We start from the raw sequence: 24396 nt of genomic DNA on the forward strand, positions 1-24396 counted from the left end.
CGTTAATAAGATAGATAGCTAACAGTAGTCCGGCAGCAATCGCAATCCGAGGTAACCGAAGCCTGCCTCTTTACTCGGGGTAACCCGGCCTAATCGAGCAGACACTCCCGGCTGTATTGCCGGCTGACCTTGCGCCGTTTCTGCCTGAGACTGTTGCCCCGGTCATTACCGTAGCCGGCCCGCAACTGGCCCTGAATACGGTCCAGCTGTTTCCGGTATTTGTCGCATTGGCGAGCCTGCTCCCGGTCTTCCCGGCTGGCGGCATAGCGGTCGCGGCTCCGGGGCGCCAGTAACCGATCCACATCGGCCCGGCTCTGCCGTACCTTGTCGGCCTGGCGGATGTTTTCGCTCATAGGTACGGTGACAGGTTCCCGCAAGGTCACATTGGAATGCCGCAATTGCGCGGGTGGCGTATCAGAAAAGTGAATCGACCCGCTGGCATCGGTCCAACGGTAGATTTCAGCGGCGGCCGGTGAGGCCACGACGACAAAAAGCAGACAAAGCGCCCGTTTCCCTGGCATGGGTTCACATCCTGTGATTTGTGGAGTTCAGAGCCCCGCCGAGGAGACGAACGGCGGGGCGGGAAATGCGACTTTAGCAGAAACGGCGGGGGCTTTCCGTGAGCCGCTCAGCGGTCCAGCAACTCAATCCAGTGGTTCACCGGCACCTCGGCTTTCGTTTCCAGATGCAACTGGCAACCGATATTGGCTGTCACAATCCGAACCGGGTTGTCCACCGTCAGGGCTTTGAGCTTATTGTCCAGTAGCTTCTGGCTCATCTCGGGCTGAGTAATGGAATAGGTGCCCGCCGAACCACAGCACAGGTGCTTGTCTTTGGTAGCCGCCAGCTCAATACCGGCTCTGGTAAGCACCTGCTCCACCACGCCACTTTGCTTCATGGCGTGCTGCAGCGTGCACGGACAATGAAACGCCACCTTGCCGCCCTGGGCGGCTCCCTTCAGCGGCTCCAGGTCCTCCTGCAACAGGAAAGCGCCCAGGTCGGTGCACAGTTCGCTGACCTTTCTCGCTTTGTTGGCATAAACCGGGTCGTCTTTGAGCAGGTGACCGTAGTCCTGAACCATGGCCCCACAGCCCGAGGCGGTCATGATGATGGCCTCGGCACCGGCTTCAATCGCCGGCCACCAGGCATCGATGTTGCCGCGCATCTGCTCCAGACCACGCTCATGCTCTGCCAAATGGTAATTCACAGCGCCACAGCAGCCGGCTTCCGGAGCTTCCAGCAAGGTTATTCTCAGCTTGTCCAGCACCCGGGCCGCAGCGGCATTGGTGTTGGGCGCGGCCGCAGGTTGGGCACAGCCCGCCAGCGCCAGAACCACCCGACTGTGACTGGACGACGGCCAGGGGCTGGCGTGCCGGCGTGGCGGCACCTTGACGCGAAGCTTTTCCGGCAAGATCGGCCGGAAGGCCTGGCCCAGGCGCAGCATCAATCCGAACACCCGGCGGTCTGGCAGAAATCGCGTCAGCGCCCAGCGCAGCCATTTTTCCTGCGGCTTACGCGGCAGCTCTTTCTCCATCAAACCACGGCTGATATCCACCAGGCGGCCATATTTCACGCCGGAAGGACAGGTGGTTTCACAGCTGCGACACGTCAGGCAGCGGTCGAGATGTTCCCGGGTTTTCTCGGTCACTTCGCCGCCTTCCAGGAACATCTTCATCAGGTAGATTCGGCCACGGGGCCCGTCCCGCTCGTCGTTGAGCTCCTGATAGGTCGGGCAGGTTGCGGTACAAAAACCGCAATGCACGCAGGCCCGGAGGATGTCCTCCGCTTCCTGACCCTCAGGATCATTGGCAAATTGCTGAACCAGATTCGTTTGCATAATTACAACCAGCTGTAGAGACGACCGGGATTGAAAATCCCGTCGGGGTCGAACGAATGTTTTACTCGGCGCTGGATGGTTTTCAGCGCTTCCGGTTGGCTGTGCATCACTTCAGTGCTGCGATCACCACCCCGGAACAGGCTGACCTGCCCGCCAGCGGCCCGGGCCAAAGGCTCCAGATCGTTCAGTGACGGCTGGCCGCGGTACCAGCGCTGGGAACCGGCCCAGTCGATCATCCAGGGGCCGCCAAGCTCCGGCGTTCTGGCCGTGGAATCCAGGGAAAAACGCCAGAGCGGCGTTTCCGGGTCGTCAAAAAAGTCGTGCTGCATATCTCGAACGTGCTGCCAAAACGGGTCATCCCCAGCCATAACATCGCCATCCCATTTCTCGGCGGTCGCTTCCACGGCAGACTTTGCGCCAGCCAGGCGCAGGTAGACCTTGCCGTCCACCCAGCAGGCACCGGTAACGGGTTTGGGCTCTCCGGCACGACGATTCATGTACGCCACCACCTCGTCCATGGCCATCTCCCGCACCAGGGTTGCGGTGGCCGCCGGCTTTGGCATGACTTTCAGGCTGATCTCGGTGATTGCCCCGAGCGTTCCCATGGCGCCGGCCTGCAAACGGGAAACGTCATATCCCGCCACGTTTTTCATCACCTGGCCACCAAAACGCAGGTGTTCGCCCTTGCCGTTCAGCAGGCGAATACCCAGCACCTGATCCCTCACCGAGCCGGCCCAGGGTCTGGCCGGGCCAGACAGATTACAGGCCAGGGTGCCACCAATCGTGGAGGCATCTCCGAAACGCGGCGGCTCGAAGTGCAAACACTGCCCCTGCTCCGCCAGCACCGCCTCTATTTCTTTCAGAGTGGTGCCGGCACGCACCGTCAGCACCAGCTCCACCGGGTGGTATTCCACCACGCCCGTGTGCCCGGCCAGGCTTAAAGTGCCGGCAGCCGCATCGGCCTGACGGCCCATAAAAGACTTGCTACCGCCGCCGACAATGTTGAGTGTCTGCCCGTGACTGCGGGCCTGGAGCACCTGCTCCTGCAGGGTTTGAATCTGATCAGCCATGGGCAGCGTCCGCCTCTTCGTGCTTGTGTTGCTTGTGCTCGATGGAGCGATACTCCTGGCAAAATTTCAGGGTGGGCACGCCCTTGCCCGGGTTCAGAATCCCGGTGGGGTCGAAGGCCGCTTTCACCTCATGGAACTGCTGCAGTTCGTCGTCATTGAACTGCACCGCCATCTGGCGAATTTTCTCCACGCCCACGCCGTGCTCACCGGTGATACAGCCACCGACCTCGACGCACAATTCCAGAATGGCGCTGCCAAACGCCTCTGCCCTGTCGAACTCGCCGGGCACATTGGCATCAAACAGGATCAACGGGTGCAGGTTGCCATCGCCGGCGTGGAACACATTCGCCACCCGCAGGCCGAACGCTTCGGACATCGCTTCCATTTCCAGCAGAACCTTCGCCAGATAGCGACGGGGAATGGTGCCGTCCATACAGTAATAATCCGGCGAGATACGCCCCACCGCCGGGAAGGCCGACTTGCGCCCTTTCCACAACAGCGCCCGCTCTTCTTCGCTCTGGGAGGTCCGGATGGAGGTAGCGCCAAGCTTACGGAACAGGGCTTCGGCCTCGGCGATGTGTTCGTGCACTTCCTCTTCGGTGCCGTCCACTTCACACAACAACAAAGCCTTGGCATCCCGGGGATAGCCGGCCCCGCAGAAGTCGTCAGCGGCAATAATGGCATGGCCGTCCATCATTTCCAGACCTCCGGGGATGATGCCGTGGGAGATCACGCTTCCCACCGCATCGCCGGCTTTCTCGATACTGTCGAAGCCGGCCATGATCACCTGGGCCACCTCCGGCTTGGGCAGCAACTTTACCTTCACCTCGGTAACCACACCCAGCAGACCCTCGGAACCGGTTACCAAAGCCAGCAGATCCATGCCACAGCTATCCAGAGCATCACTGCCAATGGTTACCCGGTCTCCCTCGGCGGTGATCACCTCCACACTGAGCAGGTTGTGCACGGTCAGGCCGTACTTCAGACAGTGGACGCCCCCGGAGTTCTCAGCCACGTTGCCGCCAATGGTGCAGGCGATTTGCGAAGAAGGGTCCGGGCCGTAATATAGGCCATACTGCGCCGCCTCTTCACTGATCGCCAGATTGCGAACGCCCGGCTGCAAGCGCGCAGTGCGACCAATCGGATCAATGTCCAGAATGCGGTTGAACTTGGCCAACGAGAGCACCACCCCTTCTTTATGGGGCATGGCGCCGGCACACAACCCGGTACCGGCACCACGGGCCACCACCGGCACACCGTGTTCGTGGCAAATGCGCATCACCCGCTGCACCTGCTCCACGGTTTCCGGGAGCACCACCAGCATGGGCATCTCCCGGTACATGGCCAGACCATCGCATTCGTAGGGCTTCAGGGTTTCGTCATCGGTGATCACGAACGCCGGATCAATAAAGGCCCGGAACTGCTTCGCCAGCTGCCATTTGCTGACCGTAGCTGAGATAGTCATAAGGTTACCGACCTGTTTTCCGAGGTTACTTTTTATACTTGATGACCAGAATACTCGTTCTCTAGAGGCAAAACGTCCATCATTTATGCTACTGGTCTGACCAGTTTTTCCGGCACAGACGCGGGCCCCTTTCTCTAACCCGCCATCAAGCCTGGGGTTTGTGGCACCGGGCAGCACTGTCGTATGCTGTTGCCTTACCTTCTAACTGGTCAGACCAGAACGGTTATGGGAATATCCAGAGAAATTTCCTGCAAGCTTGAGCGCCTGATTCTCGACGGCGGGCTGGCTCCGGGGCAGAAGATTCCCTCGGAGCGCCAACTGGTCGCCCGACTGGGGGTGTCACGCCCGGTAGTCCGGGAGGCCCTGCACGAGCTCCAGGCCCGGGGGGTCATTGAAACCCGGCATGGCAAGGGCTCTTTTGTGGCAAGCATTGTCCCCGGGCCCGGCAACCAGGAGACCGGCGCGCTGATGCACCTCTACCAGGGGCACGCCCGGACCCTGTACGATCTGCTCGAAGTGCGTGAGCAACTGGACGGGCAAGCGGCGTTTCTGGCCGCCCAACGGGCGACCAATATCGACCGGCATCGTCTGACCAAGGCCTTTCAGGCACTGGAAACCACCGACCCACTCAGTAACGCGCGCCCCGATCACAACTTTCACCAGGCTATTGTCGAGGCGTCCCACAACCCGATTCTGGTGCATATTCTGAACGGGCTGAAGAATATGATGTTGCTGACCGTGCAGGCTTCGGTCTCCAACCTGAATCCTCGCGAGGATATGCGCCGGAAAATCATGCGCCAGCACCGTCAGCTTTACGAGGCCATCATCGCATCCAAACCGGAGCAGGCACGGAAAATCGCAACCGCCCATGTACGCTTTGTCCGGCAGACCCTGAAGGCAATGGAGAAAGAAGGAGACGAACTGCTGCGCATTCCTGCCCCCTGGGACCTTCAGGACCTGCTGACCGACAACACCGGCCCATAACACGGCAAAATGCTTGCATTGATCAACATTTGCGCCAAAATGACCGACACAGGTCTTGATCCCGATTCACCAAAACTCAACAAAGCGGTATTGATTTCTGCGGCGACAGTCCGTAAAACAAGCGCCTTTGTTTGACAGTCTCAGGAGCCACCCATGGCGGAACCCGCGCCTCTTATCTGCAGGGATATCCATAAAACCTTTGACAAGCTGGAAGTCCTCAAAGGCATATCCCTTGAAACCCAAAAGGGCGATGTGGTTTCCCTGATTGGTAGTTCCGGCTCCGGCAAAAGCACATTTTTGCGCTGTATCAACCTGCTGGAGACGCCAACGTCCGGCGACATTATTGTGCACGGCGACCCAATCCGGTTCACCGACAACCGCAAGGGAGAACGCGTACCCGCCGACAACCGCCAGGTTGAATTGATTCGCGCCCGCCTTTCCATGGTCTTTCAGAGCTTCAACTTGTGGTCGCACATGACGGTGCTGGAAAACATCATTGAAGCGCCCATTCACGTGCTTAAAACCCCGAAAAAAGAAGCCATTGAGCGGGCAGAAGCTTATCTGAATAAAGTAGGCATCTACGAGCGCAAGGACTACTACCCGGCCCAGATGTCCGGCGGGCAGCAGCAGCGGGCGGCCATCGCCCGGGCCCTGGCCATGGAGCCGGAGGTGATGCTGTTTGATGAACCCACCTCAGCCCTGGACCCGGAACTGGTGGGCGAGGTGCTGAAGGTTATGCAGAGTCTGGCCGAGGAAGGCCGCACCATGATCGTGGTTACCCACGAAATGGCATTTGCAAGGGATGTGTCCAGCCAGGTCCTGTTTTTGCATCAGGGCGTGATCGAGGAGCAGGGAACCCCGGAAAAGGTCTTCGACCATCCGGATTCCGAGCGAATGAAGCAATTTCTTGCTCCCAAGTTCTGAACACCGGTGCTATCTTGAATCGGTGCTGGCCCGGAGTTAACAACAAGCTCCCGAAACTTCCATAAAAAATAAAGCCTTTGGCGAATTACTGGAGAAGTGACACATGAAAAAACTGATTGTTGCAGCAAGTTGTGCCCTGGCCCTGGCCGCCGGTACGGCCCAGGCCCAGGAAAGAAACCTGCGCATTGCTTTTGATGTGCCCTACGAGCCATTTGAATACAAAGACGACAACGGCGAACTGACCGGCTTCGAAGTGGAACTGGCCGACGCCATGTGCGAAGAAATGAATGCCAACTGCAAGTTCGTGATCCAGGCCTGGGACGGCATGATTCCCGGCTTGCTGGCACGTAAATTCGACCTGATCATGTCCTCCATGTCGATCACCGCCGAGCGCGCCAAGCGTGTGCTGTTCTCCGAGCCTTACTACAACACCCCGGGTGGCTGGTTCGGCCCGAGCGATTTCAACACCGACGTCACCAACATGGATGCCATGAAAGGCAAGACCGTGGGCGTGCAGCGTGGCACCACCATGGACACCTTTGTCACGGAAAATATGGGTGGCATTGTTGAGATCAAACGCTACACCACCGCAGACGACATGGTTCTGGACCTTGAAGGCCAGCGCCTGGATGTGGCCTTCGTGGACTACCCGGTAGGCGAGCAAACCATTCTGACCAAAGAGGGCTTCAAGGAAGTCGGCGAGCCGGTAAAACTGGGCGAAGGCGTTGGCGTTGCCATGCGCAAGCGTGATGCCGACCTGGCCGAAGAAGTGAACGCCGCTCTGCGTACGTTGAAGGAAGATGGCACCTACGACACCATCATGAACAAGTACTTCAATTACGACATCAAGATGTAATGACCTCGGGGGCGGCAACGCGCCGCCCCTGCTGACCGGATACTCCCATGTTTGATCTGAAAGGCTATGGCCCGGCTCTTGCCGAAGGCGCGATCGTCACCGTTGAGTTGGCCTTCCTCTCCCTGGCGCTTGCCCTGGTGCTGGGCCTTGTAGGGGCCAGCGCAAAACTCTCCGGTAGTCGCGTTGCCGCCGGCATTGCCACCACGTACACCACGCTGATTCGGGGAGTTCCGGATCTGGTCATGATGCTGCTGTTTTATTATGGCGGCCAGGTGGCGGTGAATATGCTGTCAGACTACCTGTGGGAAACCCGCGGTATCGACTTTTTCTTCCAGTTTGATCCGTTTATCTCCGGCGTGGTGACCATCGGCCTGATTTTCGGTGCCTACATGACAGAAACCTTCCGCGGCGCCTTTCTGGCCGTGGATGTGGGCCAGATCGAGGCGGCCAAGGCTTATGGATTTTCCCGCTGGCACACCTTCCGCCGGGTGATGATCCCACAGATGCTGCGCCATGCCCTGCCCGGCATCGGCAACAACTGGCAGGTGCTGCTCAAGACAACGGCTCTGGTCTCTATCATCGGCCTGACCGACATGGTCCGGGTGGCAGAAGAAGCCGCCAAGGCCGAGCGTATGCCGTTCCATTTCTTTATCCCCGTGGCTGCCGTGTATCTCATCCTGACCGCAGGCTCGGAACTGTTTATCAAATGGCTGGATCGTCGGGCCAATGTCGGCGTGGTCCAGGGGAATTAAACGATGCCTGATTTCATTGCCGAGTGGCTGAACGCCAACGAAATTTTTACGGCCATGACACTGATGGAATACTGGGACGGTCTGGTCACGACCGTGCATCTGGTGTTCCTGTCGCTGGTGATTGGCCTGATCGTGGCTGTGCCACTGGCGATTCTGCGCACCGTCAGGAATCCCCTGGTGTCGGGTCCGATCTGGATCTACACCTACCTGTTTCGGGGCACGCCGCTGCTGATCCAGCTGTACATCATCTACTATGGCGTGGCCCAGATTCCTGGCATCCAGGAAACCTTCTGGTGGGAGATTTTCCGGGAACCGCTCTACCCGGCCCTTCTGGCCTTTACCCTGAATACCGCGGCCTACACCACGGAAATCATCCGCGGGGCCATTATGTCGACGCCCCATGGCGAAATTGAAGCGGCCAAGGCCTACGGCATGAACTGGTTCCTGCGGATGCGCCGCATCATTCTGCCAAGCGCAGCGCGCCGGGCCGTTCAGGCCTATGCCAACGAGGTGATCTTCATGCTGCACGCCAGCGCGATTGCCAGTGTGGTGACCATTGTCGATCTGACGGGCGCGGCCAGAAACATCTACTCGCGGTTTTACGCGCCCTTCGATGCGTTCATCTTTGTCGCACTTTGCTATATGGCGCTGACGTTTATTCTGGTGTTCGTTTTCCGTAAGCTGGAAAATCATCTGCTGCGACATCAGCGGCCGGTTAATGGCTAACTTTTGCTCCTATCGCCGGGAGCATGGTCATCTGGCGGGATAGACTTTCCGGGAACCGCTACAAGCACATCCCTGTGCGCTTCTCTCCGGCCATCCATGGCCTCCGAAATTCCCGGAAAGCCTATCCCGCCAGATGCCCCCAAACGCTTCAGGGGAGTCTATGAAAGCAACGAATCAGCTCTTTGAATTCCACCCGGACTGGCTGAGCCACACGCTTGCCAACGCGGCCTGCGATCTTCCTGAAGACAAAATCTCGCTCCCCGATGGCACCCAGGTTTCCCGCAAGGGCACCGGCGTGCTCTGGATAACGCCACCACCAATGCGGCCTAACCCCAACCAGGACGCTCTGATCATTTCTGCCGGTGTACACGGTAACGAAACGGCACCGATTGAGGTACTGAACACGCTCGCATCAGAGCTGCTTTCAGAGGAGTGGTCACCGGCCTGCCCACTGCTGCTGATCCTTGGCAACCCTCCGGCGATGCTAGCCGGCGAGCGGTTTATCGATGCCAACATGAACCGGCTATTTAACGGCGCTCACGGCACACCCGAAAATGCCGGGCTTCCCGAGGCACAGCGGGCACAGTTTCTGGAAGAGATGTGCCGGCAATTCGCCCAGGCTCATCAGGGGCTCGCATTGAGCCACTACGATCTCCATACCGCCATCCGCCCCTCGAAACGAGAGCGATTTGCCCTGTACCCGTTTGTCGAAGGGCGATCCGTACCCGCCGGACAATGTGCGTTTTTGCTGGAGTCTGAGGTGGAAACCCTGCTCTTGCAGCACAAAGAATCGACCGTTTTCTCGTCGTTCACCGCCAGCGCACTTCAGTGCGAAAGCTTTACCATCGAGCTGGGAAAGGTTGAACCGTTCGGCCAGAATGACCTTCGTCGTTTTCAGGGAATCGAGGGCGCTTTGCGCCGAAAATTCCTGGGCGATCCCCCACCCAAGGCGGGCCCGCCGTTTGACCAGTTAACGGTGTTTGAGGTGGTGCATGAGGTGATTAATACCGGGCCCTCGTTCCGGTTTTACGTGCCGGACGATGCCGCCAACTTTACCGAGTATCAGCCCGGCACGTTGATCTGGGAAGATGGTCAGGATCGCTATCAGGTCGGCACCGCGCCCGAAGCCGTGGTGTTCCCCAACCGGGCAGTGCCGGCCGGGCAACGGGCCGGCCTGATGATTCGTGCCCGGGAGGTCTTCAGGGCCGACTCGCACGAGCGGCCCTGAACGCTTTCCAGAATCAGGCGGGGGCGTTCTCCGGGTCTGCCACTGGAAGCTTGATCAGCCTGGTACACACCGACGGAATAACCAGCAGCGTCAGGACCGTCGAAGCCAGCAAGCCACTGATAATCGCCCAGGCCATGGGCGGCCAGAGCGTGGAACTGGAAAAGGCCAGGGGCAGCAAGCCGGCAACGGTGGTTGCGGTTGTCAACAGGATAGGCCGGGTTCGGCGCTCTACGGCGGTGCGTACCGCATCGGCAATCGCCCGGCCGCGTTCCAGCTCCCGATCCATCACATCCAGCAGCACAATGGCGTTGTTTACCACAATACCAACCAGAGCGATCACACCAAGCAGCGACTGAAAGCCGAAGGGGGAGTCTGACAACACCAGGCCCGGAAAGATGCCCACCGTGGCCAGGGGCACGGTTAACAGAATGATGCCCACCCGTCGGAAGGAGTTGAACTGAAGCAACAGGAAAAACAGCAAAAGCAACATTCCCATGGGTGCGGCCGTCAACAACGCGCTGTTGGCCCGGTCGGAACCCTCTGCGTCGCCGCCCATATCCAGGCGAGTACCCTCCGGCAACGGATTCTGCTCCAGCCCGGCATAAAGGCCGTCCAGTGCCTGGCTGAAACTGTAATGATCCTCCAGATTGGCACTGACGGTATTCACACGAACGCCGTTACGCAGGTAAACCGCGGCCGGCTCCCACGTGGTATCCACGGTCGCAACGGCTGACAGCGGAATGGCATCTCCCCGGTCATTGTAGCTGTTGACCGACAACAGGCGTGACAGGGACAGCGAGGTTCCCTCCCGGGAACGCAGCACAATTGGAATAGGATCCTCTTCCTGGCGATAACGCTCCGCCACAGCGCCGTAACTCTGGCCATACAGGCTCTGGGCAACGTCAGCACGGGTCAGCCCGTATCGTGCGGCGGTGGCATCGTCGACATTGATGGCGATACTGGGCACCCCAATGTCCAGATCGTGGCGAACATCAACGGTGCCTTCCACCCCGCGCAGGATAGCAAAAACCTGCTCGGTCGCGCGGGCACGGGTGGTATCGTCCGGATGGAAGATTCGCACGGCCACCGGGGCCGGCCGCGGGGGGCCCTGGCCCAGAATACCGGCGGTGATGTTCAGTTCCGGCATGGACCGGGCCGCTTCGGCGCGAATCCACTGCACCAGGTCCGTGGTGTCGGCCAGTGTTGGCGTGCGCACCACCAGGCGGGCACGATTCGGCGCCTGGGGAGAGCGCTGAAGGTTGTAATAAAACGATGGCCCGGTAAAACCGACAAAACGGTGCACTTCCAGCGCTTCCGGGCGGCTGCGGATCGCCTGCTCCAGCACTGCAGCCACCTCCGCTGTCCGTGCCTGGTCGGTTCCCTCGGGCATATACATTTCAACAATCACCCGGGGCCGGTCGGCATTGGGGAAGAACTGCTGGGCCATGAACGGCGTCATGCCCAGGCTGATCACCACCAGCAGCGCGCCGATGGAAATCAGGCGCCCCGGATACCGGTAGACCAGACTGCCAAGGTAGCGCGCCAGGCCAATCAGCCGATCCCGTTGTACATTACGCCGGGGTTTGAGGAACCGCGCTGCCAGCAAAGGGACCGCGGAAATGGCCAGCAAATAACTGACGGACAAGGTCAGCATGATCATCACCGGCACGCCCCGGGTGAAATCAGCGGCCCCGCCCTTGGCCATCAACAGGGGCGCGAAAGCGGCCAGGGTGGTTCCGGTCGAGGCTCCCAATGGGCCCGCAAGCTCACCAACCGCTTTGCGCAGAGCATCCAGTCTGCGCATACCCTCATCCAGGTAGCCCTGAATGCTTTCCACCACCACAATCGCGTTATCGATCAGGATACCCAGGGAAATCACCATCCCGATCACCGCAATCTGGTGCAACACGCCGCCGCCGAGGTCGTAGAAGCCCACACTGATCAGTGCCACCATGGGCAGAATCGATGCCACCAACAGCCCCATGCGAATGCCCATACCGGTGAACACCACCGCCACGATGATCAGCACTGACAGCACCAGGCTCCAGGCCAGGTCATCGAGGCGATCGGAGACCTTGTCAGGCTGGAAAAACATTTCCCGGATGTCGTAGGGCTCGAAGTCACCCCGAACCTGTTCCAGCCGGTTACGGATGCGCTCACCGAAGCGAATCGCATCGGTGGTGCCCTCTTCCATAATGATGGACAGCAGCACCACCCGCTCACCATCAAACCAGGTTTCCGGTTGCCGGGGCTCCGCCGGCCCACGCCAGACCTCGGCAGCGGCCGCCAGCGGCACCTGGGAGCCATCCGGCAATTCGATGGGGGTGGCGCGGATGGCGTCTATGTCGGTGAACTCGGTATTGGGCAACACCGAGAGCCGTTTTCCTTCCACCACCACGAACCCGCCGGGAATGGTCTGATTTCGGCGCGCGAGGGTGTCGAGTATGCGCTTGGGCGGGACACCAAGGCGGTAAAGAGCGGCGTCATCAAGCGCCAGAGTAATCTGCTCGTCGGCATCACCTTCAAGCTCAATCCGTGAAATGCCCGGAATATCGAGCAGATTCTGCTTCAAACGCTCAGCCACCTCGGAGAGCTCGGTGACGGAGGGCGAACCACCCACCGCCAGCACCACGGCAGGGATGTCGATCAGCCGGTCGTCCAGCTCCATCAGGCCAACGTCGTCCGGGAAGTCTTGTCGCGCACGTTCCATCGCCTGACGCACCCGGTCCCAGGCGGAATCCGTATCGTAGATGCGGTCGCGCAATTTTAACCGGGCCAGGGCCACGCCGGTTCTCGCCGTACCCTGGCTCCAGTCCAGTTCTTCCACCTGTCGCAGTTCATCGGTCAGCGGCTGCAGCACCAGGCGCTCCACCGCCTCGGCACTTGCCCCGGGGTAACTCACCGTCACCATGCCTGCCCGGTATGGAAAGCTGGGGTCTTCCTGCCTGGGCATCGTGCTGTAGGCTGCGATGCCCAGTAAACACAGCATGGTCACCACCATGCCCAGCAAGCGCTGGTAATTCAGGAGGCGGCGAGTCATCAGCGTACCTCCACGGTGTCGCCATCCACCAACCGGGTCATACCGGCGTATACCACCTGGTCACCGGGCGCCAGAGCGCCGGGGTGCACCATCACACGCTCGCCGATAACCCGGTCAACCTCTACCGGTACCCGCCGGGCAATGTCATCTTTTACCCGAAACACGCTGGTTCCCACGCTATCCCGCACAACCGACAGCAGCGGCACGGTAATCGCCGATTCCCGAACCGGAGCAATGCCAACCTCTACCGGCTCGCCAGAGGACAGCGAATTGGGGGGCAGGCTGACCAGAACCGGATGCAACTCACCGCGGATGGAACTGCCCTGGGCAATTTCCACAACCGTCCCGGTGGCAGGCTCTCGGTTTCGATCCTGCACCAGCCATACCGGCAATGACTGACCAACACGCACATGGTTGAGCAGGTGCGCGGGCACCCGCACCTCCACTTCCCGCCCCAGTGGCGATGACAGGCGCATAACCGGCTGGCCCGCCGCAACGAATTCATCCCGCTCTACCAGCAATGCCTCCACCTGCCCGGCAAATGGCGCTTCCAGAACACTTTCCTCCAGCAACCGCGTGGCCTCCGCCAGCGACGCTTCTGCGGTGGCCATACTGGCCCTCAGGGAATCCCGGCGGGCGGCAATCTGTTCCAGGGTCTGTTCAGAGACCACGCCCCGCTGGTGAAGCCGGCTGGACCGTTCCCACTCCCGCTGGGCCTGCTCGAATTGCGTTCTGAGCTCTTCCAGGCGCGCCGCAGCGGAATCCCGTGCCGGCTCCAGAGCCGGGTTATACAAACGCGCTAACTCGTCGCCTGGTTTTACGCTTTGGCCTAATTCTACCGGCCTCTCCTTGAGCGTGCCGCTGACCTGAAAAGTCAGGGTTGCACGCTGGGCGGCACGGACAATACCGGAAAAGCGCAAGGGAATTTCTTCCATCTTCCCGCCGGCCACCTCGGCCACTCGCACAGAGACAGAACCGCTGTCGGCGGATTCAGACCCACCTCCACGGCAACCGGAGATCATGAAAGCAGCCAGCAGAACGCTGACCAGTGCAAACGGTGAGTGATGTGGCATGAGAGACATAGTGTTCCGACCCCTTTCCCTGAACATGGTTAATTGTTGCTCTCCGGTCCGTCGGAGGCTGGCCATTGTTTTCGACATGATGTCACTCTTTGACAAATTGTCAATAATCGGCTTTCATCGAATTTCAGTTATCATGTCGCCACAGCCAAACAGCTCGGAAGCAGTATGAATGAACCGCTGAAATCAAGACGGGAACGGGAAAAGCAGGCCAGGCACGAGGCCATTCTGGATGCCGCCGAACGGGTTTTTTCCGAAAAAGGCTACGAACGGACCTCCATGGACGATATCGCCCGCACCGCCAGCCTCAGCCGGGCGCTGCTGTATGTCTATTTCAAAGATAAAGCCGCTATTCAGCGCGGCATCATGCTGCGGGCAGGCCAGGATCTGGTTAGCCGCTTCGAACGGGCGCTGGAGAACACCGGCACCGGCCTGGGGAAAATCCGGGCCATGGGCGAGGCCTACTATCGCTTTTACGTGGAGGTGCCGGATTACTTTACTGCGCTGACCAAAGCCTCCACGGCCATCGCCGATGCCGAAGGCGACCAGGCCCGGGATATGCTGTGCTCGAAAAACGAATTGATGATGCTGATGGAGACCGCCATTCGTCAGGGGCTGGAAGACGGCACCATCAGCCAGGAGAGAATCAGCTCACCCGCCCGCACTGCATTGTATCTTCGCGGCGCACTGCATGGCGTTATCATGCTGTGCCAGGCCGAGTTGTCGCAAAGCGACGAATTCCCCTCTGAGACCTTGATACGCCACACCATGGATATGCTGACTCGCTCCATTTCGAGCGAATCAGCCCACTGAGCAGGCTGATTCCCGGGGCACCTTACAACTGGAAGTCGTAGATACTGCCGAGCCCCAGAATGGCGGTCAGCTCATCCAGAGCCTTACGCACCTCATCCAGCAGCATCGGGTCTGCAAGGTCCTGCTGGCTCAACCGGTCACGATAGTGCGCCTCAACCCAGGTGGTAAGGCGCTGGTAGAGCTCATCGGTCAGAATCACCCCGCGGTTGATGGCACCCAGCTCCTCATCATTGAGGGCAACCCGCAAACGCAAACAGGCAGGGCCACCGCCATTGCGCATGGACTGCTTGACGTCAAACACCTCCACGCCGGTAATGGGTGTGTTGGTCTTCACCAACTCGTCCAGGTACCGGCTGACAGAGGGCACCTCCCGACACTCACCCGGCACCGCCAGAAGCATACCATCGGCACTGTTCAGTAACTGGCTATTGAACAGGTACGACGACACGGCATCCTCAATGGGCACCTGCTCTGACGACACGCGGACCGCTTCCAGATCCGTACCGGTCAAACGCTCCCGGATATCCGCCAGCACCTGCGCTTCATTCAGGAAAGCCTGCTCGTGGTAGAACAGGCAGTTACCGTTGCCCACCGCAATAACGTCATTGTGAAACACGCCGGCATCGATGGCCGCCGGGTTCTGCTGGGCGAATACCGCATGGCGATCGGTCAGCCCATGCAGGCGGGCAATGGCCCGGGAGGCCTCCAGGGTTTGCCGCGCCGGGTACCTGGCCGGAGCAGGGGCAGACTCGTTAAAAGCCTCTTGCCCGTAGACAAACAACTCCACACCGGGCTCGCCGTAGCGACTGCACAAACGGGTGTGATTGGCCGCCCCCTCGTCACCAAAATGGCTGACCGATGGCAAGGCCGGATGGTGGGCGAAATAACTTTCGTCGCCGAAAATGGCCTTCAGTGACCGGCCCGTTACCTGATGCTCGATCGACCGGTGAAATTTGGCGCTGAGATTGGCCGGGGTAAAGTGCACCCGATGATCCGCGGTATCGGCACTCGGCGACACGGTGGCGGCGTTGGCCGTCCACATGGATGACGCTGACGATACCGCCGCCAGGATCGCCGGATCGGCCCTGGCTACGGCCTCCAGTACCTGGCGCTCACTACCCTCAAAGCCCAAAGCCCGGAGTGTTGGTATATGAGGGCGCTCATGAGGCGGCAGGACAGCTTGTACGTACCCGCGGTCCGCCAGTTTTTTCATCTTTTCCAAGCCCTGAAGGGCAGCCTCCCGGGGATTGGCCACGGAATTGACGTTGGATTTTGACGCCACATTCCCCCAGGACAATCCGGCATAGTTGTGGGTAGGCCCCACCAGGCCATCAAAGTTTGCTTCTACCGCGTGCTTAGCCATCACAGCTGTTCCTGTTAGTCGAAATTCAGGCCCGGAGCCAGGGTGTCCGGCAGTTCACTTTTACCCGCTTCCAGAGACGCCATCGGCCACGCACAGTAATCCGCCGCGTAATAGGCACTCGGGCGATGGTTGCCACTGGCACCGACACCGCCGAAAGGCGCCGCGCTGCTGGCACCGGTAAGCGGCCGGTTCCAGTTCACGATACCGGCCCGCACTTCCTCAACCAGGCGGTTATAGAGCTTCCTGTCGTCGGTGAGGATGCCCGCGGCCAGTCCGTAGCGGGTGTCGTTGGCCAGCTCCAGCGCCTCGTCGAAGCTTTTGTAGCGGTACACGGTTAGCAGCGGCCCGAAGTACTCCTGGTCTTCCAGGCCAATGCCCGTAGCATCCACAATACCCGGCGATAACAGGCCGGTATCGGGTTTGAGTTGTTTCATTTCCAGCAACGGGCTGGCCCCTTTTTCAAGCATTCCGGCCTGGGCGGCAAGCAGTTTCTCTGCGGCCTCGGCCGAAATGACCGAGCCCATGAACGGTTGCGGGTCGGCATCGAATTCCGCCACGGTCACCCGAGCGGCCACCGCCACCAGTCGCGCCAGGAATTCATCGCCTTTCTTGCCTTTGGGCACCAGCAAACGGCGGGCGCAGGTGCAACGCTGCCCCGCCGAGAGGAAGGCCGATTGCAGCGCATGGTGAACGGCACCGTCCAGGTCCGATACGTTCTGGACAATCAGCGGATTGTTACCGCCCATTTCCAGTGCCAGGATCTTCTCGGGCTGGCCCCCGAACTGCTCATGCAGAAGATGTCCGACGGTAGAGCTGCCGGTGAAGAACAGGCCGTCGATCAGTGGATGCCGGGCCAGGCATTTGCCGGTGTCGGAGCCGCCCTGCAACAGGCTGATCACCCCATCCGGCAAGCCGGCCTTCTCCCAGAGCCTGACCGTCAGCTCGGCAACGCCGGGCGTCAACTCACTGGGTTTGAACACCACGGTGTTACCGGCCAGCAAGGCAGGCACCATGTGGCCGTTCGGCAAATGCCCCGGGAAATTGTAGGGGCCGAAGACAGCCACCACCCCGTGGGGCCGGTGGCGCAGCACCGCATGACCGCCGGCGGCCTCGGATTCGGTATGGCCCGTGCGTTCACTGTAGGCTTTGATTGAGATCGGAATTTTTCCGATCATCGCAGCCACTTCCGTGCGCGACTCCCAGAGCGGCTTGCCGGTCTCCCGGCCAATCTGATGGGCCAGCTCTTCTTTGTTTTCCGCCAACAGCTCGCCAAAGGCCTCGATCACGGCCTGGCGTTCGGCCAGAGTTTTCCGGCGCCAGGTCAGGAACGCCTTGCGGGCTTCCCGCACTGCAGCGTCCACATCTTCAAGGCTGGCGCCATTTCCGTCCCAGACGGTCTCACCGGTCACCGGCTGAAGCGATTCAAACGGCGCACCATGGCCCTGTAACCAGAGCCCGTCGATGTAAAGATTGCCTGTCAGGTTTGCCATTAGCTGTCACCTCCCGGTTCGGAATCGTTTGTGTGCCCCTGCACTCGTTGCATAGGCGGCAGGCCGACGTCCTTCAGGGGAGCAAGACGCACTACATCGCCCGCCTCTACCAACAAGGCGTTGGCCATTTCTCTTGTCAGGTTCACGGTATCAGTCTCGACACAGTCCATGGGAATCGTGGTTACCCGAAAATCCCGGAACAAACGGTTCGAGATCATCATTCGCTGCTCTGCCGGCACATCGAGTGTAGCGGAGGATTCAACCACCTTTACCTCACGGTTACCGGCTTCACGCACCGTTCTTATGTTATTTACAAAGGCCTCAACAACGGGCCCTCCATCGAAGATATCGACCATGCCATTAAAGTTGAAGCCTTCCGCCTGAAGCATTTTCAGGGCCGGCCGGGTGTTGTCATGCACCCGGCCGATGACCGCACGCGCGCTGTCCGGCAGCATGGGCAGGTAGATTGGATATTTCGGCATCAGTTCGGCAATAAACGATTTGTTGCCCAGCCCGGAGAGCATATCGGCCTGGCTGAATTCCATGTCGAAAAACTTGCGGCCCAGGGCATCCCATAGCGGGCTGAGCCCGTTCTTGTCGGAAACGCCCCGCATTTCCGCAAAGACTTTTTCGGAAAAATGGCTGCTAAAGTCATCAAGAAACATGAACCGGCAGCGCGACAGCAACAGCCCGTTTCCCCCACCCAGATAATCGTTGGACAGCAGCAGCGAGCAGATTTCGGTGGTATCCGTCATGTCGTTCGACAGGTGAAGCGTGGGTGTTCGCACGTGGACACCGAGCTCCCTGGAGGCATTCACGGTGACGCTCAGGCGGTAGTTGTAGAACACCTCTTCCAGCCCCACCCGGGCTTCGATGCCACTGATGCCCACGGCTTTACCGGTGCGGGTATCTTCCAGTGCGAAGAGATAGAGCGCTGCCTCCGGTGCGCAGCGCTGGTTGAACGCTTCCCGGGCCCGATCGATCTTACGCTGGAGTAACGCGCGGTCTGCCGGCAGGGTGGTCAGACCTTTGCCGGCGTTCTGAGCCATGGTGTAGAGGTCGTCGAGGTCGTCTGACTGCAGCGGGCGGATAACCAGCATATTTACGCCCTCCTCACTGTATACGTGCTCATAGGGGTGAAATCCTTACCGGATCGCCAGCATTGCTTTCCAGGCCATGCCAGGTGCTTACCGGAACCTTGACATCGTCGGCCAGGGTCTCGGCAACGGGGGTCAGCACGCAACGGAAGTGCTGGCCCTCGCCAGCGCTGATCAGGCAGGTTTCGCCGTGGTTCTGCTGGCTGCCATGTAACCTTTTGGGCTGGCTGGTTACCAGGGTTTTCAGGCTGTCGGTACGTACCTCCATAACGGGGCCGCCGTCAAAAATATCCAGGTAACAGCCAGGCTGGAAGCCTTCCCGCTGGAGCAAGTCGTAGTTGGCTTCAGTCAACGGGTGCGGCTGGCCGATGGCGTCCTGGGCGGCGGTATCGAGCAGGGTGACGTACACCGGGTTCGGCGGCATGAGTTCGGCTATGAAGGTTTTGCTGAGTTGGCCGGAATACTGATCGGCGGTTTCAAAATCCATATTGAAGAAGTGTCGACCGAGGCTGTCCCAGAAGGGCACGCTGCCGTTTTCATGCTGTATGCCCTGGATTTCAACCACCGTTCGGTTGGTGAACCATTCCCGGTGGCTGGCAATGAACATCATCCGCGCCCGGGACAGTAATTCGAACACGGGGGTGTTTCGGTGCGGCTCTTTCAGGGTGAAGCCACACAGTAAGGTCAGGTCTGTCAGGGCGTGGCTCGGGTACAGGACTTCGACCCGGCGCGAGACGTTGAGTTCGTGGGAGGCGTGAACGAGATAGTCGCGCCGGTAGTTATAGAATGGCTGACCGTTGCCGGCGCGGGTGTCGATACCTGCGGTGCCGGCGATTTCGCCGGTGTCGGTGTTTTCGAGCACGAACAGGAAGCGGCGGGGGGTGCCGGCGGGTTCTTGTTCGGCCAGCGAGGCCCGGGAGTGCTCAATCTTTCGGGCGAGGTTTTCTTTCGTTTTGGGCAAGGTGGATGAGAGCCTGGCGGTCTGGGCGCCGGCTATGTCCAGGATTTGTTGCAGGTCATCCAGTTTGGCTGGTCTGACTCGCCACATGATGCGCTCCTCTATCGAACCATCAGGATTTTTGGAGCCGACTCGCCCGCCCCTGGAGCTGGATTCCCCTTCCGGAAACCGCTACGAGCACATCCATGTGAGCTTCTCTCCGGCCATCCATGGCCTCCGAAATTTCCGGAAGGGGAATCCAGCTCCAGGGGCTAAGCATTACTTGGCCGAAACCTTCTTCACTGCAGCTTCGAACCTTTCCAATGCATCGTCAATATCCGTTTCCGGAATGATCAGCGAAGGCGCCAGCCGCACCACATTGGCTCCGGCCACCAGTACCATCACGCCTTCATCCAGGCCGGCGCTCAGGAAGTCCTTGGCCTTGCCCTGCCACTGCTCGGTCAATACACAACCCAGGAGTAGGCCGGCACCGCGGACTTCAGAGAACACGCCATAGCGTTCGCCGATGTCCATCATGCCTTTGCGCAGTTTGTCGGAGCGCGCTTTCACGCCCTTGAGGATCTCCGGCTGGCTGACGGTGTCGATAACTTTCTGGGCCACGGCGCAAGCCAGGGCGTTGCCGCCGTAGGTGCTGCCATGGGTGCCCACGCCGAGGCTTGCCGCAACTTTGGCGGTGGTGAGCATGGCCGCCACCGGGAAGCCGCCGCCCAGGCCTTTGGCGCTGGTCAGGATATCCGGTACAACCTCGTACATTTCATAGGCGTACAGGTGGCCAGTGCGGCCAACCCCGCTTTGCACTTCATCAAAGACCAAGAGCGCATCGTGCTCGTCGCACAGGTCACGCAGCCCTTGCAGAAAGTCGGGGTCCGCCGGCATAACGCCACCCTCGCCCTGAATCGGCTCAACCACCACCGCACAGGTTTTCTCTTTGGAGATCAGCGCCTTTACCGAATCGAGGTTGTTGAAGTCGGCGTGATGGATGCCGCCTGGCGCCGGCTCAAAGCCTTCCAGGTACTTGGGCTGGCCACCCACGCTGACGGTGAACAGGGTGCGGCCATGGAAGGAATTCCGGAACGAGATAATCTCGTTTTTTTCCGGGCCATAATGGTCCCAGGCGTAGCGGCGTACCAGCTTGAACGCCGCTTCATTGGCTTCGGCACCGGAGTTGGCGAAGAATACCCGTTCGGCAAAGGTGTGATCACACAGGGTTTTGGCCAGCCGCAGCGCTGGCTCGTTGGTCATGACGTTCGACAGGTGCCAGATTTTCTCCGACTGCTCCTGCAGAGCGCCCAGCAGCCCCGGGTGCGCATGGCCCAGGCTGGTGACGGCAATGCCGCCCTGCAGATCCACGAACTCTCGCCCTTCCTGATCCCACACGCGGGAGCCTTCGCCTCGCACCGGGATGATGGCTCCGGGGGCGTAGTTGGGCACCATGACATCGTCAAAAAGTTCGCGGGAGACAGGTTCTCTGTTCATGGATCTCTCTCTGAGTGGATGGATTCCTCCCCATAATACGCCACTCAGGGCATAAGAACAGCCGGTTGTGATATCGCCGGTAACTCGATGATGCGGTGACGGTTTCGGTCTTTTCCCAGAAGCGCTTTTACCAGCAGCTTGTAGGAATCAAGATCAAAAGTAACCGCCCCAGAGCGCGGCTGGTATTGCTCAAGATCGGCTTCGGTGTGCTGATGATCGTTCAGGGTATCGATATGAATCCAGTTCCAGATGATCAGCCATTCGCTGCGTTCTGTTTCCGGGTTGTCTTCGATCAACGCCACCGGGCCCGGCCATGGCCAGGTTTTCAGGCGCAGGCTGTGAAAGGCGATTTGCATTCGCAGGTTATAGCGGGTGATGTCTTCGGCCCCTTCGCAGGCGCCCTTGCAGCGGCCCAGCGAGCGTTGAAAGCAGGGGCCGGGGCCTGCCGGTTCCAGGCCCAGCAGTTTTCCGCAAAGGTCGTTTTTGCCGGCGATTCCCCGCAGGGCGTTCAGTGCATCCCGCTGGCTCCTGAACAGGCCAAAGTAATCACCTAACCGTTCTGGCAGGATCTCCCGAACGAGGTCGACTGTCAGATAGCCTTCCGCGTTCTGCTGAAGGCTCAGGCTCACCAGGCTCTTGGCGGCTCGCGAGCGACGATTGTACAGCGGACTCAGGGTTTTGATTTGCTTGAGTTCCAGTAACAATGCGCCCAACTCACCGGCGGTTTCGGTATATTCCACCCGCCGCAAACTCTCCGACACGCGAATGCCCCGGCTGCTCTGGTGATCGCCTGAAAAATGCGATGCCACCCGCTGGCGGATGTTGGTGCTTTTGCCCACGTACAGCAGCGCGTCGTTGTCGCCATAAAACCGGTACACGCCCGGGCTGGCCGGCAGTGCGGTTAACATATCCGGCGGGATGTTCGAGGGCGTGCTGGGGCGCTGGAGCAAGCGGTTGACCGCCCCGGCAACTGCGCTCTCTCCGCGGTCAGCCAAGGTATGCTGAAAGAAGGCCAGCATGGCGGTCACGTCGCCCATGGCCCGGTGGCGCTCAACAGCGGGCAGGTCATGCCGGGCGATCAGCGCGTCCATGTTGTGTCGCCTGGCTTCAGGATACAGGGCCCGGGACAGTCGCACGGTGCACAGCACTCGGGCGCTGAATGACCGGCCCAGCCTGCGGAACTCGCTTTTGATGAAGCCGTAATCAAACCGGGCGTTGTGGGCAACAAAGATGCAGCCCTCGAGCTGTTGCTCCAGTTCGTCGGCAAGGCCTGAAAACCGCGGAGCCTCAGACACCATGGCATTGGAGATGCCGGTAAGCCGTTCAATAAACCCGGAAATTCGGGTTTCCGGATTTAACAGGGTCTGCCACTGCCCGACTACAACACCATTGCGCCAGAACCGGATACCGATTTCGGTGATTCGGTCGCGCTGGGCATTGCCGCCCGTGGTTTCGATATCGATAAAGGCGAAGGTGTGCTCAGAGAGCACCGACTGTTTGAATGTCATCTTTTACCATACGACCAAATCGCACCTGCGGATGCCACCACACGGGCATCGGAGGCCTATAGACATTCGTCTAAATAATCACCAATTCTGTTTGAATTGTCACAGATTGGTAACTACTTTGGGTGTGGGTCCAACAACAATAAATGTGTGGAGACAACAACGATGCAAAGTAACAAATTAAGAATGGCAATCCGTGCAACGGCGGCTGCGACAGTCTTTGGCATGGCAGGCCAGGCGGGCGCGGTAAGCTTTGGAACTGGAGGCTACGAGGCCAACCTGTACGGTTTCGCCAGAGTTGCCGCTTCCTATGATATTGACGAGGATATCGCCTCCGGCGGCCAGTCCGGTAATTTTTCCAGCATTTCTACCGGCAGCGGTGACACTGCCGATGGCCATTTCGGCATGGACGCTAACACCAGCCGGATCGGCCTGTCTGTTATGTCCCCCCAGGATGTGAAGGTCGTTGTCGAGTTTGATTTCGACAATAACGATAGTCTCGAGCCTCGCTTGCGCCATGCTTATGGTGAATATCAGGGTGTATTGATCGGTCGCAACTGGTCGAACTACAACAGTTTCGTCGGCAACACCTCTGGTCTTGATTTCGACAGCCTGCCGGGACTCGCCGGCACGCAGGGCAGGACCGAGCAGATTCGTTACACATCCGGGCCGTTTTCAGTATCACTGGAAGAACCTGCAAACAGCGTGGGTAACGGCCTCGATGCTGATGGCGACCCCGAATTGAAAGACACAAAAAGTGGCACGCCAGCATTTACCGCCCGCATGGAAGATTCGGCGGGCGGCCTGGCTTACTCAGCGGCCGTAATGGTTAAGCAGACTGCATACGATACTGGCTCAGACGATGACTCAGCGATCGGTTATGCAGCCTTTCTCGCTGGTAAATTTGCCGTGACCGACATGATCTCCATTCAGGGTGCGATCAACTACGGTGACGGTGCGACCGGTTATGTCTACCGTGCCGGCGGAAACTTCGGCCAGTACGACGCCTACGTTGATGCAGACGACGATATCGAGACCGTTGAGGCCTATGGTGGTGCGATTGGTGCCAGTGTCAGCCTAGGTGGTGGCCGTTCGGTAAATCTGGGTTATGGCATGGCCACCGTAGACCTGGATGATGCGGTCGATGATACCGCGCTTACTAGCGCCGTCACCGACACCAACACCATGGCATTCCTGAACTACCAGTGGAGCCCGGTTGAAAAGGTCAAGATGGGCGTTGAATACGCCTACCTGGAAACCGAAACTCAGGGCGGTGACGATGGCGATGCCAACCGTCTGATGTTCCTGGCGCAGTACAGCTTCTGATCCTTCCTTTCAGAAGTTAGCTCAGAACGACCCCGGCTTCGGCCGGGGTTTTTCGTTCCAGACTGGTGCACTGGCACCACAAACGTTCAGGCCTGCCTCTACCGCATTCCCTCCACCAACAAAAAAATCAACAAACTCAATCTACTAACTTGGGATGATTTTCTGGCACAGCGAATGCAATAGCAATCACTGTAGAAGTCTGGACGGCTGACACCAGTGACTTCACACATTCATCACTGCACCGTGAGGTAATGCCATGAAACTCGCCAAAGACCAATCCCGCTTGTTCGAACTGACCCAGCCCGCCGAAGCTCGAGTGCTTCAGGACCTGCACGACTACTTCGACTGGATGTTCTTCGCTAACTGATAGCTCGCCCGCGGCCCGACTGCCAGCGCCACGGGCAGCC

Annotated in this window: 20 protein-coding genes; 8 read left to right on the forward strand and 12 right to left on the reverse strand. The window is 59.5% G+C overall.

Annotation, left to right across the window (positions count from 1 at the left end):
• Positions 1-89 precede the first annotated feature (89 nt).
• The 4 genes from ACP2AU_RS09955 to ACP2AU_RS09970 form a co-directional block, all read right to left on the reverse strand.
• The gene (locus ACP2AU_RS09955; protein WP_426375977.1) at positions 90-521 is read right to left on the reverse strand and encodes a DUF4124 domain-containing protein; all 432 of its coding nucleotides are present in this window, start codon (positions 519-521) and stop codon (positions 90-92) included.
• A gap of 107 nt (positions 522-628) precedes the next feature.
• On the reverse strand, positions 629-1837 hold the full coding sequence (glcF, locus tag ACP2AU_RS09960; protein ID WP_426375978.1) for a glycolate oxidase subunit GlcF: 1209 nt from the start codon (positions 1835-1837) through the stop codon (positions 629-631).
• Positions 1838-1839: 2 nt separating this feature from the next.
• Entirely contained in the window at positions 1840-2907 is a 1068-nt protein-coding gene (gene glcE / locus ACP2AU_RS09965) for a glycolate oxidase subunit GlcE (RefSeq protein WP_426375979.1), read from the reverse strand.
• Positions 2900-4372: an FAD-linked oxidase C-terminal domain-containing protein gene (locus ACP2AU_RS09970; protein WP_426375980.1), complete on the reverse strand. Its 1473-nt coding sequence runs from the start codon at positions 4370-4372 to the stop codon at positions 2900-2902. Before ACP2AU_RS09970 ends, glcE begins: the two co-directional genes overlap by 8 nt.
• A gap of 225 nt (positions 4373-4597) precedes the next feature.
• On the opposite strand from ACP2AU_RS09970, the gene ACP2AU_RS09975 reads away from it, so the two are divergent.
• The 6 genes from ACP2AU_RS09975 to ACP2AU_RS10000 all read left to right on the forward strand — a co-directional run bounded on the left by ACP2AU_RS09975 (position 4598) and on the right by ACP2AU_RS10000 (position 9842).
• Complete coding sequence (locus tag ACP2AU_RS09975; RefSeq protein WP_426375981.1) at positions 4598-5356, forward strand: FCD domain-containing protein; 759 nt, start codon at positions 4598-4600, stop codon at positions 5354-5356.
• A gap of 153 nt (positions 5357-5509) precedes the next feature.
• Positions 5510-6280, forward strand: a complete 771-nt coding sequence (locus tag ACP2AU_RS09980; RefSeq protein WP_426375982.1) for an ABC transporter ATP-binding protein — start codon at positions 5510-5512, stop codon at positions 6278-6280.
• Between the two features lie 103 nt (positions 6281-6383).
• The gene (locus ACP2AU_RS09985) at positions 6384-7136 is read left to right on the forward strand and encodes a transporter substrate-binding domain-containing protein (protein WP_426375983.1); all 753 of its coding nucleotides are present in this window, start codon (positions 6384-6386) and stop codon (positions 7134-7136) included.
• A gap of 47 nt (positions 7137-7183) precedes the next feature.
• Positions 7184-7888, forward strand: coding sequence for an ABC transporter permease (locus tag ACP2AU_RS09990; RefSeq protein WP_426375984.1), 705 nt, complete (start codon positions 7184-7186; stop codon positions 7886-7888).
• A gap of 3 nt (positions 7889-7891) precedes the next feature.
• Positions 7892-8614, forward strand: a complete 723-nt coding sequence (locus ACP2AU_RS09995; RefSeq protein ID WP_426375985.1) for an ABC transporter permease — start codon at positions 7892-7894, stop codon at positions 8612-8614.
• Between the two features lie 160 nt (positions 8615-8774).
• Positions 8775-9842, forward strand: a complete 1068-nt coding sequence (locus ACP2AU_RS10000; protein WP_426375986.1) for a succinylglutamate desuccinylase — start codon at positions 8775-8777, stop codon at positions 9840-9842.
• 13 nt (positions 9843-9855) lie between these two features.
• Here ACP2AU_RS10000 and ACP2AU_RS10005 read toward each other — a convergent pair whose 3' ends face one another.
• Complete coding sequence (locus ACP2AU_RS10005; RefSeq protein WP_426375987.1) at positions 9856-12882, reverse strand: efflux RND transporter permease subunit; 3027 nt, start codon at positions 12880-12882, stop codon at positions 9856-9858.
• On the reverse strand, positions 12882-13964 hold the full coding sequence (locus ACP2AU_RS10010) for an efflux RND transporter periplasmic adaptor subunit (protein WP_426375988.1): 1083 nt from the start codon (positions 13962-13964) through the stop codon (positions 12882-12884). Before ACP2AU_RS10010 ends, ACP2AU_RS10005 begins: the two co-directional genes overlap by 1 nt.
• A gap of 165 nt (positions 13965-14129) precedes the next feature.
• Here ACP2AU_RS10010 and ACP2AU_RS10015 point away from each other — a divergent pair, with 165 nt between their 5' ends.
• Positions 14130-14774: a TetR/AcrR family transcriptional regulator gene (locus tag ACP2AU_RS10015; RefSeq protein ID WP_426375989.1), complete on the forward strand. Its 645-nt coding sequence runs from the start codon at positions 14130-14132 to the stop codon at positions 14772-14774.
• A gap of 22 nt (positions 14775-14796) precedes the next feature.
• Here ACP2AU_RS10015 and astB read toward each other — a convergent pair whose 3' ends face one another.
• The 6 genes from astB to ACP2AU_RS10045 form a co-directional block, all read right to left on the reverse strand.
• Positions 14797-16137 carry an N-succinylarginine dihydrolase gene (gene astB, locus ACP2AU_RS10020; RefSeq protein WP_426375990.1) on the reverse strand — a complete coding sequence of 447 codons (1341 nt, stop codon included), beginning with the start codon at positions 16135-16137 and terminating at the stop codon, positions 14797-14799.
• A gap of 14 nt (positions 16138-16151) precedes the next feature.
• Complete coding sequence (gene astD / locus ACP2AU_RS10025; protein ID WP_426375991.1) at positions 16152-17627, reverse strand: succinylglutamate-semialdehyde dehydrogenase; 1476 nt, start codon at positions 17625-17627, stop codon at positions 16152-16154.
• On the reverse strand, positions 17627-18727 hold the full coding sequence (gene astA / locus ACP2AU_RS10030; RefSeq protein WP_426375992.1) for an arginine N-succinyltransferase: 1101 nt from the start codon (positions 18725-18727) through the stop codon (positions 17627-17629). The genes astD and astA overlap by 1 nt, the downstream gene beginning before the upstream one ends.
• A gap of 28 nt (positions 18728-18755) precedes the next feature.
• Positions 18756-19772 (reverse strand): arginine N-succinyltransferase, encoded by a 1017-nt coding sequence (locus tag ACP2AU_RS10035; RefSeq protein WP_426375994.1) that lies wholly within the window; start codon positions 19770-19772, stop codon positions 18756-18758.
• Positions 19773-19940: 168 nt separating this feature from the next.
• Positions 19941-21158, reverse strand: a complete 1218-nt coding sequence (locus ACP2AU_RS10040; RefSeq protein WP_426375995.1) for an aspartate aminotransferase family protein — start codon at positions 21156-21158, stop codon at positions 19941-19943.
• 44 nt (positions 21159-21202) lie between these two features.
• On the reverse strand, positions 21203-22666 hold the full coding sequence (locus ACP2AU_RS10045; protein ID WP_426375996.1) for an exonuclease domain-containing protein: 1464 nt from the start codon (positions 22664-22666) through the stop codon (positions 21203-21205).
• Between the two features lie 183 nt (positions 22667-22849).
• On the opposite strand from ACP2AU_RS10045, the gene ACP2AU_RS10050 reads away from it, so the two are divergent.
• Entirely contained in the window at positions 22850-23989 is a 1140-nt protein-coding gene (locus ACP2AU_RS10050; RefSeq protein WP_426375997.1) for a DcaP family trimeric outer membrane transporter, read from the forward strand.
• Positions 23990-24396: the final 407 nt, after the last annotated feature.

It is taken from the genome of Marinobacter sp. VGCF2001 (assembly GCF_049943275.1).
Taxonomy (GTDB): Bacteria; Pseudomonadota; Gammaproteobacteria; order Pseudomonadales; family Oleiphilaceae; genus Marinobacter.

Excerpts from the sequence above, each read along its gene's own strand:
- ACP2AU_RS09955 (WP_426375977.1), bottom strand. The coding sequence starts at position 521 with ATGCCAGGGAAACGGGCGCTTTGTCTGCTTTTTGTCGTCGTGGCCTCA.
- glcF (WP_426375978.1), bottom strand. The coding sequence starts at position 1,837 with ATGCAAACGAATCTGGTTCAGCAATTTGCCAATGATCCTGAGGGTCAG.
- glcE (WP_426375979.1), bottom strand. The coding sequence starts at position 2,907 with ATGGCTGATCAGATTCAAACCCTGCAGGAGCAGGTGCTCCAGGCCCGC.
- ACP2AU_RS09970 (WP_426375980.1), bottom strand. The coding sequence starts at position 4,372 with ATGACTATCTCAGCTACGGTCAGCAAATGGCAGCTGGCGAAGCAGTTC.
- ACP2AU_RS09975 (WP_426375981.1), top strand. The coding sequence starts at position 4,598 with ATGGGAATATCCAGAGAAATTTCCTGCAAGCTTGAGCGCCTGATTCTC.
- ACP2AU_RS09980 (WP_426375982.1), top strand. The coding sequence starts at position 5,510 with ATGGCGGAACCCGCGCCTCTTATCTGCAGGGATATCCATAAAACCTTT.
- ACP2AU_RS09985 (WP_426375983.1), top strand. The coding sequence starts at position 6,384 with ATGAAAAAACTGATTGTTGCAGCAAGTTGTGCCCTGGCCCTGGCCGCC.
- ACP2AU_RS09990 (WP_426375984.1), top strand. The coding sequence starts at position 7,184 with ATGTTTGATCTGAAAGGCTATGGCCCGGCTCTTGCCGAAGGCGCGATC.
- ACP2AU_RS09995 (WP_426375985.1), top strand. The coding sequence starts at position 7,892 with ATGCCTGATTTCATTGCCGAGTGGCTGAACGCCAACGAAATTTTTACG.
- ACP2AU_RS10000 (WP_426375986.1), top strand. The coding sequence starts at position 8,775 with ATGAAAGCAACGAATCAGCTCTTTGAATTCCACCCGGACTGGCTGAGC.
- ACP2AU_RS10005 (WP_426375987.1), bottom strand. The coding sequence starts at position 12,882 with ATGACTCGCCGCCTCCTGAATTACCAGCGCTTGCTGGGCATGGTGGTG.
- ACP2AU_RS10010 (WP_426375988.1), bottom strand. The coding sequence starts at position 13,964 with ATGTCTCTCATGCCACATCACTCACCGTTTGCACTGGTCAGCGTTCTG.
- ACP2AU_RS10015 (WP_426375989.1), top strand. The coding sequence starts at position 14,130 with ATGAATGAACCGCTGAAATCAAGACGGGAACGGGAAAAGCAGGCCAGG.
- astB (WP_426375990.1), bottom strand. The coding sequence starts at position 16,137 with ATGGCTAAGCACGCGGTAGAAGCAAACTTTGATGGCCTGGTGGGGCCT.
- astD (WP_426375991.1), bottom strand. The coding sequence starts at position 17,627 with ATGGCAAACCTGACAGGCAATCTTTACATCGACGGGCTCTGGTTACAG.
- astA (WP_426375992.1), bottom strand. The coding sequence starts at position 18,727 with ATGCTGGTTATCCGCCCGCTGCAGTCAGACGACCTCGACGACCTCTAC.
- ACP2AU_RS10035 (WP_426375994.1), bottom strand. The coding sequence starts at position 19,772 with ATGTGGCGAGTCAGACCAGCCAAACTGGATGACCTGCAACAAATCCTG.
- ACP2AU_RS10040 (WP_426375995.1), bottom strand. The coding sequence starts at position 21,158 with ATGAACAGAGAACCTGTCTCCCGCGAACTTTTTGACGATGTCATGGTG.
- ACP2AU_RS10045 (WP_426375996.1), bottom strand. The coding sequence starts at position 22,666 with ATGACATTCAAACAGTCGGTGCTCTCTGAGCACACCTTCGCCTTTATC.
- ACP2AU_RS10050 (WP_426375997.1), top strand. The coding sequence starts at position 22,850 with ATGGCAATCCGTGCAACGGCGGCTGCGACAGTCTTTGGCATGGCAGGC.